Below are 12,464 nucleotides of genomic sequence, written 5' to 3'. Positions count from 1 at the left end.
CTACGACGAAAGGAAGAAAATGCTTATAAAACCAAAAGTCACGAGAAGGAAACAACATTGATCTTTAACCCAAAAAGTGTTACCCATGTGGTGAGTCTATTCTGTTACCTATCTAGTGAAACGTTCAGCGGTTTAGTCAATCCCACCTAAAAGGTGGGGCACCCTTTGCGAATTTGAAGGGGGATGATAACATTAAGGCGGGTTCGAAGACGGACCCGCCCTACAAGATATTTATGTCTGTCTACTGCTCGACTACCGGCAAATCGCGTTCGAGGTCTTTGTCGGAGCGGAAGCCGAGAGCATAGTCGGCCTGCATGAGCGTGTGCACCTCGCGGGTGCCCTCGTAAATCGATGCACCCTTCGAGTTGCGATAAAACCGCTCGACCGGGTACTCATCGGAGAAACCATAAGCGCCGTGCACCTGCACAGCATTGGCAGCGGAAGCTTCAGCCTCACGACAGGCAATCCATTTCGCCATTGATGTCGCCCTGGTCGAACGCTTGCCCTGGTTCTTGAGCCATCCGGCCTTCATCCACAAATAGGTCGAATACTCATACCCGGCTTCCATGTTGGCGATCATCTGCTTGACCAACTGGTGCTGCTCGATATTGACGCCGAAAGTCTGACGCTCCTTGGAATACTTCACGCAGGCATCGCGGCAGGCTTTGATAAGACCGCAGGAACCGGCGGCCACGGTGTACCGTCCCTGATCCAAACAGAACATGGCAATCTTGAACCCGGCGCCTTCTTTGTAGACCAGATTTTCAGCCGGGACCTTTACATCCTGGAAGGCGATATAGCCGGTGTTGCCGGCGCGGACGCCCAGTTTGCCATGGATCGTGCCGGTGGAGACACCCTCCCAGCCTTTCTCGACGATAAAGCAGGAGAGGCCGGTGTGGTCGCGTTTTTTCTTTTTGTCCAGATCGGTCCAGGCAAAGACAAGGAAATAGTCGGCGACATCGGCGAGCGAAATCCACATTTTTTCGCCGTTGAGAATATAATGTCCGCCGCTTTTGACCGCCGTGCACTGGATACCGACAGCATCACTTCCGGCAGCCGGTTCGGTCAGGCCGAAAGTGGCGATTTTCTCGCCTTTGGCGGCCGGGACGAGGTATTTCTGTTTTTGTCCTTCGTTGGCCCAGGTAAGCACCGGCAGGGAGAACAGGCCGATGTGGACCGAGAGGATAACGCGGGCGGCGGTGTCGCCGTATTCGAGCTCTTCGGAAGCCAGCCCGAGCGAAATATAGTCCATGCCAAGGCCGCCATACTGCTCAGGGATACAGAACCCCAGCAGGTTAGCCTCGGCCATGGCCGGAAGCAGTTTGGGGTTCATTTTCTGGGCGCGGTCGTACTCGATAATGTCGGGGATTACTATTTTTTGGGCTACTTCGCGGGCCATATCGCGGACGGCCAGATGGTTTTCAGTCAGTGAAAAATCTATCATGGAAGCTGCGCTCCTTTTTGTTTTCGGGGTTTCGGCAATATATAGCCAAATACGGGGTTAATGTCAATTCGAACTGGACCGGGGCGGGCGAAAATGTACTTTCGCATTCGCGGCAGTTGCCCGCAGGCGCAATATTGACTATATTGCCGGTCCTAAATTATGAGGATATGAGATTGAGCGGCCAGTCGCACTCCAAAGCGGACATCGTTCCATACACCAAAGAGTATTCGGCCACCGTTCGGGGTTGGATCGACTCGGCCGAGGTTTTTCGTGATGTTTGCCGGGGGAAAGAATTCCCGCCCCCTCAGGACATTGTCGATAGCTGGCAGCGCAAGGATGTAAGCTCGTATCTTCTTTTCCGCAGCGGGAAGCCGCTGGCCTACGCCGAGTTGTGGAACCGTCCCAACGACCTCGCCGTTGAAGTTGCCCACCTGATTGTCGATCCGGTCCGCCGCTCGGAGGGTTTCGGTACCCGCCTGGTCGAACTTTTGTACGAGCAGGGGGCGGCGAGAATGGATGTCGCCAAAGTTATGATCAACATGTACAACGAAAACGCGGCTGCTTTGTCGTGTTTTCTGAAGGCGGGGTTTGAGCTGACCGGGGTGACATCATACACCCAGGGTCTTAGGCTGATTCGCTTCGTAAGATAGCTGTAATCGTTAATATAAAACCGGGAGAGTCAGATGATAAAGAAAGTCGGTATTGTAGGGTTCGGACAGATGGGCTCCGGGATAGGACAGGTGTCCGCCGCGGCTGGTTATGAAGTGGTCGCGTGCGAAATTTCCGACGAAGTGTTCAAAAGAGGATTGGGATATATCACCAAGTCGCTGGACAAGGCTATCGAGAAGGGAAAAGCCACCGCTGAGCAAAAAGACGGCATTCTCGCGAAAATCAAAGGCACGGCGCATTTGAATGATCTGGCCGATTGTGATCTTATCTGTGAGGCTGTCGTTGAGAATATGCAGGTGAAAAAAGAAGTCTATGCCAAGCTGGACAAGATCTGTAAGCCGGAAGCTATTTTCGCCTCGAATACATCATCGCTCTCAATCGGCGACATGGCGGCCGTGACCGGTCGCCGGGATCGTTTTCTCGGGCTGCACTTTTTCAACCCGGTTCCGATCATGAAGCTTTGCGAGGTGGTCAAGACACTGGATACATCGGCAGCCACTTTCGACGCCGCATTCGCCTTCGCCGAATCTGTCGGCAAGACCTGTGTGACCGCGAAAGACTCACCGGGGTTTATCGTCAACGTTCTGCTGGTGCCATATCTTCTCGATGCTATTCGTCAGCTCGAACGCGGGCTGGCCACGCGCGATGATATCGATAACGGCATGATGCTGGGATGCGGGCATCCGATGGGTCCGCTGACGCTGACGGATTTTATCGGGCTGGATACGATTCTGTATATCGCGGATATCATGTTCGAGGAGTTCAAGGACTCGCATTATTCGGCCCCGCCGCTTTTGAGGCGGATGGTCAACGCCGGGTATCTTGGCCGTAAGGTCAAACGCGGTTTCTATGATTACAACAAATAGGCATTCGCGTTGGAACTGCACAATAGGATGTGTTAAATAGATTCGAGTAAAGGAAGATTTTATGGCTGATTATAAGAACCTCTTGGTGGAGAAGTCCGACTCGATTTTGGTCGTGAAGATCAACCGTGAGCGCGCTCTCAACGCTCTCAACCGGGAAGTAATCGCGGAGCTTCAGCAGCTTTTCAGCTTTTACTGGTCGGATGAGGCGATTCGGTGTGTCATTATCACCGGCGCGGGGGAGAAGGCATTCGTGGCCGGGGCCGATATTACCGAGCTGGCCGATGTTGACGTGCGCAGCGGGACCGAGCTTGCGGCTCGCGGGTTGTACCTGATGAAGACGATCCAGAATTTCCCGCGTCCTGTAATCGCCGCTATCAACGGCTTCGCGCTGGGCGGCGGATGTGAACTGGCGATGGCCTGCGATATTCGTCTGGCTTCGAAAAAAGCCAAAATGGGACAGCCCGAGGTCAACCTGGGGATTATCCCCGGCTATGGCGGCACGCAGCGTTTGCCGAGATTGGTCGGACGCGGCAAGGCGATGCAGATGATTTTCACCGGCGATATGGTCGATGCCGCCGAGGCGCACCGGATAGGGCTGGTTGATGAAGTCTATGAGCCGGAAGAGCTGATGGACAAGGCGATGGCAATGGCAAAGACGATTGCCAGTAAGGCGCCGATTGCCGTTTCGCTTGGCAAGGAATGCATCAACCGCGGACTCGATGGTACCCTTACGGCCGGCTGTGACCTGGAGAAGGCCAACTTTGGCCAGATCTGCGGAACCGGTGACAAGAACGAGGGCATGGAGGCTTTCTTAGAGAAGCGCAAACCCAATTTCACCGGTCATTGATAGGCCGGGTCTAATTTATTGATTATCCGTTAAGGGGTGTCGTTATCGGCACCCCTTTTGAACGATGGTCGCGATAGAAAATTCAGGCTTGGAACTTTGGGGTAATGGTTGCATTATATACGTTAGTATGGAACTGCCGCTTCTGTTTTTCAACTCGTTTATGGTCGGGTTTTCCGGCGCGATGATGCCCGGACCGCTTCTGGCGGTCGGTATTGCCGAGACACCCCGTCACGGCTGGCAGACCGGACCGATCATCTCAATCGGACATGCCATTGCCGAGATTTTCGTCGTGGTCGTCCTGTCGCTCGGACTGGCTGCCCTGGCGCAGGATCCAATGGTGGCGGCAATAATCGGAATTGTCGGGGGAGTGGCGCTGATTCTGATGGGTGTGCAGATGGCGTATGAGATCCTGAAAAAGAAGATCGATTACGAAATTGTAACATCAGACAAACAGTCGAGCCACAAACTGGCCGGTAAAGGAATCACGGCGACGCTCTCGAATCCGTACTGGTTTGTCTGGTGGGCGACGACGGGGCTGGCGTTTCTGGTCAAGTCGCTCAAGTTCGGGGTGATCGGACCGGTGGTTTTCTACTTCGGGCACATCCTTTCCGATTTCGTGTGGTACTCGGTGGTATCGGTACTTCTGTGGATGGGTAAGCGGATTATCATGGGGAAGGCCCTCAGGGTGCTGATAGTGGCGTGCGCGATTTTCCTCGTCTATCTCGGCGCGAGTTTCATCTACGACGGCGTGCGGGCCATATAGACTCATTATGGAATTATCAATTCATCCGGTAGAAGAAAAAGACAGCACCTACGTGCTCGAGGTCTTTCGCGGCTGGGGAGCGGATTTCGTGGTAAGCCGGGGACGGAAGGTATATCCGGACGATTTGGAGGGTTTTGTCGCGAGAGATGAATCAGGCAGGAATGTGGGGTTGGTTACTTACGAGATTGACGGTGACCAGTGCGAGATTGTAACGCTGGACGCGTTCACTAAGTTCTCCGGTATCGGCACGGCGCTCGTTGAGGCTGTAAAGGACAGGGTGAAGCAGACCTGTAAGCGGCTGTGGCTGATTACTACCAATGATAATCTTGACGCTATCCGGTTCTATCATCACCGCGGGTTCACGATCGCGGCGCTTTATCCGGGTGCGATTGAGAAGTCGCGAAAGTTGAAACCGACTATACCCATGGTCGGGTGTTATGGCATTGCTATTCGTGATGAGATCGAGTTCGAGACGATGTTAGACTAACAGCATCGCTTCGTGCAAGCGCTCGTATATGGGGCCTTGCGGGGTGAGGGTTGATTTGAAAAGGACAATCCGGTCAAAGTGCGCCGGGATTTCGTCGAGCTGATACTCCTGAAGATAACTGAATAAGTGTTCATTGCCGCGCGGCTCTCTGACTCTCGCGAGAGTGAGGTGGGCTTTGAACGGTTTGCTTTCTTTCTCGAAGCCAAGAGTGCGGATTTTCAGCTCCATCTGACGGGCCATTTTGGAAAGCGCTTCGATTTCTTTTCCTATGCCCACCCAAATCACACGAGGACGGCTAAGGTTGGGGAAGCCGCCGATGATGCTGATCGAGGTTGTCACGGGAGCATGACCGGATGCGACGGCATCGATCTCGGACTTTATTCTCGGAAGCAGTTTCTCATCGGTTTCGCCAAGAAAACGAAGAGTGAGATGCGTGTTGTCCGGTTTGACCCATTTGACCGAACCGCCTTTTGATTTGAGTTCGGCGATTATTTGGCCGAGGCGGTCTTTAACCGATTTCTCCAGAGGGAGAGCGATAAACAGGCGCATCATTTTATGTCCAGAATGTCTCTCCGCAACAGTTCAAGGGCGGCATAGGTGGCGCGGGCGCGGGTTGATTCGCGGGTGATACCGAGGACGAATTTGTGGGCGTAACAGTCGTGCGTCGACGCCAAACCGATGAACGTGGTGCCGACCGGTTTTTCCTCGGTGCCGCCATCGGGGCCGGCAATACCGGTTATCGAGAGGGCGTACTCGCTTTCGAATCTCTCGCGGCAACCCTTGGCCATCGCAATCGCGCACTCCTGCGATACAGCGCCGTGCTGTTCGATTATTTGCGGGTCGACGCCGAGGTCACGGATTTTGCTCTCGTTGGAATAGCTGGTGATGCCGCCGAGGAAGAAGGCCGATGAGCCGGGGATAGATGTTATTTGCATGCCGAGCTGACCGCCGGTGCACGATTCGGCGACCGCGAGGGTTTTGTCGTTATCTTTGAGGAGTTGGCCCACGACAGCTTCGAGAGTATCGCTGTTTTTCCCGTAGATGTATTTGCCGACTTTGGATTCCAGATACCGTTCGAGTCTCAGAGCGCGATCATCGGCCTCGGCCTGACTTTCGGCGGAGGCGAGGATGCGCAAATCGACGCCGCTGTAGGCGGGGAGGTAGGCGAGTCTGACGCCGGGTTCAAGAGCGAGATCAGAGACTATCATTTCCGCCAGTTTTGCTTCGACCACACCAGTGGTTCGCAGTTTGATGATCTTCATCGGCTGCCCGGTTTTCAGTCCCTGGACATACGGAAGAACCTCATCGACCATGATTTGTATCATTTCGCGCGGGACACCGGGAAGAGCTATGAAAATGCGCCCGTTTTCGCTTATGCAGATGCCGACAGCCGAGCCGGTCTTGTTGGGGAAGAAGGTAGCGCCCTGCGGCAGCAGAGCCTGATTCTGATTTATGGCGGGCATGACGATACCTCGGGCGGCATAGCGCTTTTTGAGGTCTTCGAGAATGTTGTCGTGGAAGATCAGGTTGCGTTTAAAGACCTTGACGATGGCCTTCTTGGTGATATCGTCATCGGTCGGCCCGAGGCCGCCGGTGGTTATAATCAGCCGGGCGCGCTTGAGCGCCAGGTGAAACGCTTCTTCCATGAGCTCCAGTGAGTCGCCCGTGGTGCTGATGTATTTCACGTCGAGTCCAATCTCGGTCAGTTTCTCGGCAATGAAGGCGGCATTGGAGTTCACCGTGTGACCGGTAAGAAGCTCATCACCTATGGAAATCAGTTCAACGTCCAATTGTCGTGTTCCTGTCCTTAAGGTTTTATCCTATGGCATGCCATATCTCGCCGAGGCCCAGATGATCATCTGGGTCAGGAGATTGGCGTAGACTCCGGCGGCGATATCATCCATGGTAACGCCCCATCCCCGTGGGAGTCTTTCGAACTGCGCCGCCGGGGGCAGCTTGATCACATCAAACGCTCTAAACGCCACGAAAGCAATACCATAATTCAACAGTGAGAACGGTACGAACAGAAGCGAGACGAACATGCCGGCCCATTCGTCCATAACGATCTTCCGGGCATCGTGTCCGAACAACTTTTCAGCCTCACCGGCCGACCATACCGAGAGGGCGAACGCCGCCACGGTGGCGATGGCGAGGATAAGCGGATTGTCTTTTATTAAAAAGAAGGCAATCAGCCAGGCCGGGATGGTTCCCCAGGTACCGGGGAATGGTTTGATGTATCCGGAGTAAAGGCCGGTTGCTATCATAGTGACGAGGTGCTTCATGGTTGTAGTCCGCTCATTTCAATACGGATTTTATCATATAGTAGTATTTCACGATATAGTCAATGCCTGTCCAGAGCGTTATGATGGCTGTTACCCAGAGGGCAAGGTTGAAATAATAGTAGTAGTCGAATTGGAAGAGGCTCAGTGACGGGCTGTTGTAATACTCGAGAGCATTTATCAGGGTGATATAGGCCAGAACGATGCCCACTATGCTCAGTTGCAGGAATGTTTTCACTTTGGCCCACCAGCTCGGGGATATAACCACGCCGCGATAGGCGGCCAGAAGGCGCAGTCCGGTTATGGAGAATTCGCGGCCGATTATCAGGATTACCGGCAGAGGGGAGAGATAGTCCAGAGCGATAAATGACACGAGGGCGGACGAAACCAGAATTTTGTCTGCCAGAGGGTCCATGAATTTTCCGAAGCCGGTGATGATGCCGTATTTCCTCGCATAGTGGCCATCGGCCAGATCAGTCAGCGCGGCTACGATGAATAGTCCCAGCGCGACCATGCGCATATGGAAATTATCGATGATGAAAAAGAACATGAAAAACGGCGCGATTATTATGCGGAGCAGGGTTAATTTGTTGGGAGTGTTCATTGCCCAACAAGTTACTCGACAGGTAAAAGCGTGTCAATCAGGAATTGGCCGCGGAGAAGGCGTCGATAATCCGATGCCGGTACAATTAAAAACCCAGACAGGTAATTGGCCTGCCTGGGCGGACGATATTAGGTAATCCACAGAAAGAGTAACACTTTCCGATTGCGTTTTAATGATAATCTCGGAAGTCCATTTTGTCAAGGGAAATCGATTTGGCAGCAATGAATGCGTCAGACAGAATGTCTGCGGGAAATGATCCGCATTGCCGCTTATTGCACGGTTGTCTGGTCATGGTTTGTTCTGGAAATTCTTCAGACGGGGCTTGATTTTCGGATTTGCCTGGGGCCGGCCGAAAATTCATTTATCAACAAGCATTGTGGATAATATGTTGACTCTGTGTTAGCTTCGTCGTAACCGACGATGTTTCAATGAATTGAAATATAATAATTTTTTATCGGACTCTAACTCGAAATCATTGAAAAGATTAGGGGTTATAAGCAGTTGTTTTTCAAGGGATTGTGAATATTAGTTTTTTATGAGTTAGGGTTACAGGTCATTTTGAAGTGTCGCGGTCCATGATAGGATAGCGATACCTTTTTGATTATCAAGGGCATACAAAAACCTTAAAAAAAACACTATTTTTGGTGGATGGGACTTTGCTGACCACTATATATTGTGCTCGCGCTTTGAGGGTCGGTTTGCTACTTACTGATACTGTCAGTTCCCCCTCAAATAAAATGTGAAGAGCGACAAAACAATCCGTAAGCCAGCAATTTTGTGTTAAAAGGGAATTTTTTGCGGCTGGATTATTTCAAATATACAGGAGGTAGACCTTGAAAGTCCAACGGTATTTCACTCGCCAGGGGGAGTCACCTTATGCCCGGATCAATTTTACCCGGCGGACATCGGAGATAAAGAATCCCGATGGTTCGACGGTGTTCAGGCTCGACAATGTCGAAGTTCCCGAGGGTTGGTCGCAGGTGGCGGTTGATATACTGGCTCAGAAGTACTTTCGCAAGGCAGGCGTACCTCAGAAGGATGAGAAGGGGAATTTTCTTGTCGGTGATGACGGCAAGCCGGTTACCGGCGGTGAAACGGATTCACGGCAGGTTTTCAATCGGTTGGCTTCGTGTTGGCGCCATTGGGGCGAAGAGTACGGCTATTTCGACAATGCCGAGCAGGCCCAGAGTTTCTACGATGAATTGTGCTTCATGCTGGCCAGTCAGATTGCGGCGCCGAACTCACCACAATGGTTCAACACCGGGTTGTATCACAGCTACGGTATAGGCGGCGTTTCCAACGGTCACTATTATGTCGACCCGGCCAATCACAATTTGACGGAAGCGAAAAACGCCTATGAGCATCCGCAGCCTCATGCCTGTTTTATTCAGTCGGTGTCGGATGATTTGGTCAATGACGGTGGTATCATGGATCTCTGGGTTCGTGAGGCCCGTCTGTTCAAATATGGCAGCGGTACCGGCTCCAACTTCTCGAACATAAGAGGCTGCAAGGAGCCTTTGTCGGGCGGCGGCAACTCCAGCGGATTGATGTCGTTTTTGCGCATCGGTGACCGCGCGGCGGGAGCGATAAAGTCCGGGGGAACGACTCGCCGGGCGGCCAAGATGGTCTGTCTTGATCTGGACCATCCTGATATTGTCGAGTTTATTGACTGGAAGGTAGTTGAGGAGCAGAAGGTAGCGGCCCTGGTTGCGGGTTCGAAAATTATCCGTCAACAACTTCGCGAGATTTTCGACGCGGCTCGTATCTCGGGTGAAAACGGCAACTCTCAGTATGAAACCGACCCGGAGAAAAACTCCAAGCTGAAACGCGTCATCAAGCATAGCCGTCAGCTTGGCGTACCGTCGTCATATATAAAGAAGGTTTTGGATCTGGCTGCCCAGGGGATCGATGAGTTTGATTTTGTCGAACTCGATACCAACTGGGAGAATGAGGCCTACCTGACAGTGTCGGGCCAGAACTCCAACAATTCGGTACGCATTCCCAACCAGTTTTTCGAGAAGTTGAAAAACGATGAGGACTGGGAGTTGAAACGTCGTATCGACGGAGCGATTTCGGAAAAAATTCCCGCAAGGGAGCTTTGGGACCGGATCTGTTTTTCGGCCTGGTCCTGCGCCGATCCCGGTGTGCAGTTTGACACTACCATTAATGAGTGGCATACCTGTCCCTCCGATGGTCGCATCAACGCTTCCAATCCGTGTTCCGAGTACATGTTCCTCGATGACACGGCGTGCAACCTGGCATCGATTAATCTGGTGAAATTCCTGGATGCTGAAGGCAGGTTCGATATCGAGGGGTATCTTCATGCTATTAGAATCTGGACAATCGTGCTGGAGATATCGGTGTTGATGGCGTCGTATCCATCGAAACCGATTGCCCAGAAGAGTTTCGATTATCGCACGCTGGGGCTGGGATACGCCAACTTGGGCACGCTTTTGATGCGGATGGGGATACCGTATGATTCGCCGGAAGGTTATGCCTGGTGTGGCGCGCTCAGCAGCATGTTGACCGGTGAGGCTTATGTTACCTCGGCCGAGATGTCAAAAGAGCTTGGCCCGTTCAGCGCTTATTATCGCAACCGCGAGAGCATGCTCAGGGTTATTCGCAACCACCGCCGGGCGGCCTACAATGCCGACAAGGGGGAGTATGAAGAATTGACGATCAAGCCTCACGGGATCAACCCCAACTATATCCCCGAGGAGATAGTGCAGGCGGCCCGTCTGGTCTGGGATCGGGCGCTGGAGCTTGGCGAGGTTTATGGATATCGCAACGCTCAGACGACGGTGATAGCGCCTACCGGAACGATCGGTCTGGTTATGGACTGTGATACGACCGGCATCGAGCCGGATTTCGCGCTGGTAAAATTCAAGAAACTGGCCGGTGGCGGTTACTTCAAGATTATCAACAATTCGGTGCCGATAGCTTTGAGAAGGCTGGGATATGCAGCGTCGGAGATCAACGACATCATATTGTACGCCACCGGTCGGAAAACATTGAAACAGGCGCCGTATATAAACCACGAGTCTCTCAAGGCGAAGGGTTTCGGCGAGGAAGAGCTCGATAAGATTGAAAGCGCCCTGGGCAATGTTTTCGACATTTCGTTTGCCTTTAACAAATTCACCCTCGGTGAGGAATTCTTCAAGGATACGCTGGGCATTTCCGAGGACCAGTATGATGATTGGGATTTCAATTTGCTTCGTGAGCTTGGTTTCACGAAGGAGCAGATTGAGCTGGCCAATGAGTTCTGCTGCGGGACAATGACGCTGGAGGGAGCGCCGCATCTCAAGGAGCAGCATCTGGCCATATTCGATTGCGCCAACCGTTGCGGTAAGAAGGGCAAGCGTTTTATCCGGTTTGAATCGCACATCAGGATGATGGGCGCGGCCCAGCCGTTTATTTCGGGGGCCATTTCCAAGACTATCAATATGCCTGCCGAGGCCTCGACCGAGGATGTCAAGAAGGCTTACCGGGTAGCATGGGAAACGATGAATAAGGCTATCGCGATCTATCGTGATGGTTCCAAGCTGAGTCAGCCGCTGACATCGTCGCTGTTCGACGAAGACGAGGAAGAGGACGGCCTGTCGGTGGACAATGTGTCGGAAAAAATGGCGCAGAAGATAGTGTATCGCTACCTGGCCAAGCGTCGCAAACTTCCGAACCGTCGCGGCGGCTACACTCAGAAAGCGGTGGTGGGCGGTCACAAGGTGTATTTGCGAACCGGCGAGTACAGTGATGGTTCGCTGGGCGAGATATTCCTCGATATGCACCGTGAGGGGGCGGCGTTCCGGTCGCTTATGAACAGTTTCGCGATTGCCGTATCGCTCGGTCTTCAGCACGGTGTACCGCTGGAAGAATTCGTCGAGGCGTTTTTGTTCAGCCGGTTCGAGCCGAATGGTTTGGTGCAGGGCAACCGGTCAATCAAACGGGCGACATCGATCATTGACTACATATTCAGGGAACTGGCGATTTCGTATCTCGGGCGTAACGATCTGGCCCATGTATCGGAGGAAGATTTGCTTGGCGACACGCTGGGTAAGCCGGCCGACGAGTCGATCGAGTTCGAGGCGGAGGAACCGGCCGATTCACGCATCACCGGGCAGGTGACGACGGCGAGCCGGACTTCGGATGATATCAATTCCAGCCATCTCAGGATAGATTTCGGTGGGAACGGAAAGAACGGAAATACCAAAGGGGAAACAGGAGGTTTCACGGGTGATGGTAAGTCGGTGGAGCATAAGGTTACGGCAGAGAAACCTGCGACCGCAAAGGCGACGCTTGAGTATGCCGCAGCGTCAGTCAAAAGGGTTGTTGATCAAACCGGGCAAAGGTTCTTTGAAGAAATCAGAGCCGCGAGATTAAAAGGATACGAGGGAGACATGTGCGGCGAGTGCGGTCAGTTCACGATGGTGCGCAACGGGACCTGTCTGAAGTGTGACACCTGTGGCGCGACCAGTGGCTGCAGTTGATGCCGCGATCGGGCTGACAGT

General features: G+C 52.9%; 11 protein-coding genes. 6 read left to right on the top strand and 5 right to left on the bottom strand.

Translation table 11 applies throughout. The annotated features are described in order from the left end of the window. Positions 1-241: 241 nt before the first annotated feature. Positions 242-1,441: an acyl-CoA dehydrogenase family protein gene (locus AB1483_09925; GenBank protein MEW6412776.1), complete on the bottom strand. Its 1,200-nt coding sequence runs from the start codon at positions 1,439-1,441 to the stop codon at positions 242-244. Between the two features lie 170 nt (positions 1,442-1,611). On the opposite strand from AB1483_09925, the gene AB1483_09920 reads away from it, so the two are divergent. The 5 genes from AB1483_09920 to AB1483_09900 all read left to right on the top strand — a co-directional run bounded on the left by AB1483_09920 (position 1,612) and on the right by AB1483_09900 (position 5,076). Continuing rightward, entirely contained in the window at positions 1,612-2,094 is a 483-nt protein-coding gene (locus AB1483_09920) for a GNAT family N-acetyltransferase (protein MEW6412775.1), read from the top strand. A 33-nt stretch (positions 2,095-2,127) separates the two neighbouring features. Next, on the top strand, positions 2,128-2,979 hold the full coding sequence (locus AB1483_09915; GenBank protein MEW6412774.1) for a 3-hydroxybutyryl-CoA dehydrogenase: 852 nt from the start codon (positions 2,128-2,130) through the stop codon (positions 2,977-2,979). Between the two features lie 61 nt (positions 2,980-3,040). Beyond that, on the top strand, positions 3,041-3,826 hold the full coding sequence (locus AB1483_09910) for an enoyl-CoA hydratase-related protein (GenBank protein MEW6412773.1): 786 nt from the start codon (positions 3,041-3,043) through the stop codon (positions 3,824-3,826). A 127-nt stretch (positions 3,827-3,953) separates the two neighbouring features. After that, positions 3,954-4,589, top strand: coding sequence for a LysE family transporter (locus AB1483_09905; GenBank protein ID MEW6412772.1), 636 nt, complete (start codon positions 3,954-3,956; stop codon positions 4,587-4,589). 7 nt (positions 4,590-4,596) lie between these two features. After that, on the top strand, positions 4,597-5,076 hold the full coding sequence (locus AB1483_09900; GenBank protein ID MEW6412771.1) for a GNAT family N-acetyltransferase: 480 nt from the start codon (positions 4,597-4,599) through the stop codon (positions 5,074-5,076). Here AB1483_09900 and thpR read toward each other — a convergent pair. The 4 genes from thpR to pgsA are packed head-to-tail and all read right to left on the bottom strand — an operon-like array spanning position 5,068 to position 7,959. After that, positions 5,068-5,628 (bottom strand): RNA 2',3'-cyclic phosphodiesterase, encoded by a 561-nt coding sequence (gene thpR / locus AB1483_09895; protein MEW6412770.1) that lies wholly within the window; start codon positions 5,626-5,628, stop codon positions 5,068-5,070. The two genes, AB1483_09900 and thpR, sit on opposite strands and share 9 nt — an antisense overlap. Further along, positions 5,625-6,866, bottom strand: a complete 1,242-nt coding sequence (locus AB1483_09890; GenBank protein MEW6412769.1) for a competence/damage-inducible protein A — start codon at positions 6,864-6,866, stop codon at positions 5,625-5,627. The genes thpR and AB1483_09890 overlap by 4 nt, the downstream gene beginning before the upstream one ends. A gap of 30 nt (positions 6,867-6,896) precedes the next feature. Next, complete coding sequence (locus AB1483_09885) at positions 6,897-7,358, bottom strand: phosphatidylglycerophosphatase A (GenBank protein ID MEW6412768.1); 462 nt, start codon at positions 7,356-7,358, stop codon at positions 6,897-6,899. Positions 7,359-7,371: 13 nt separating this feature from the next. Continuing rightward, entirely contained in the window at positions 7,372-7,959 is a 588-nt protein-coding gene (gene pgsA, locus AB1483_09880) for a CDP-diacylglycerol--glycerol-3-phosphate 3-phosphatidyltransferase (protein MEW6412767.1), read from the bottom strand. A gap of 833 nt (positions 7,960-8,792) precedes the next feature. Between pgsA and AB1483_09875 the strand changes: the two genes are divergently transcribed. After that, positions 8,793-12,443, top strand: coding sequence for a vitamin B12-dependent ribonucleotide reductase (locus tag AB1483_09875; GenBank protein ID MEW6412766.1), 3,651 nt, complete (start codon positions 8,793-8,795; stop codon positions 12,441-12,443). The last annotated feature ends 21 nt before the right edge of the window (positions 12,444-12,464 follow it).

The sequence above is a fragment of the Candidatus Zixiibacteriota bacterium genome, from assembly GCA_040756055.1.
GTDB lineage: Bacteria > Zixibacteria > MSB-5A5 > GN15 > FEB-12.
Note: the sequence above shows the minus strand (reverse complement) of the source record. Positions and strands in the feature narration are given on the sequence as shown.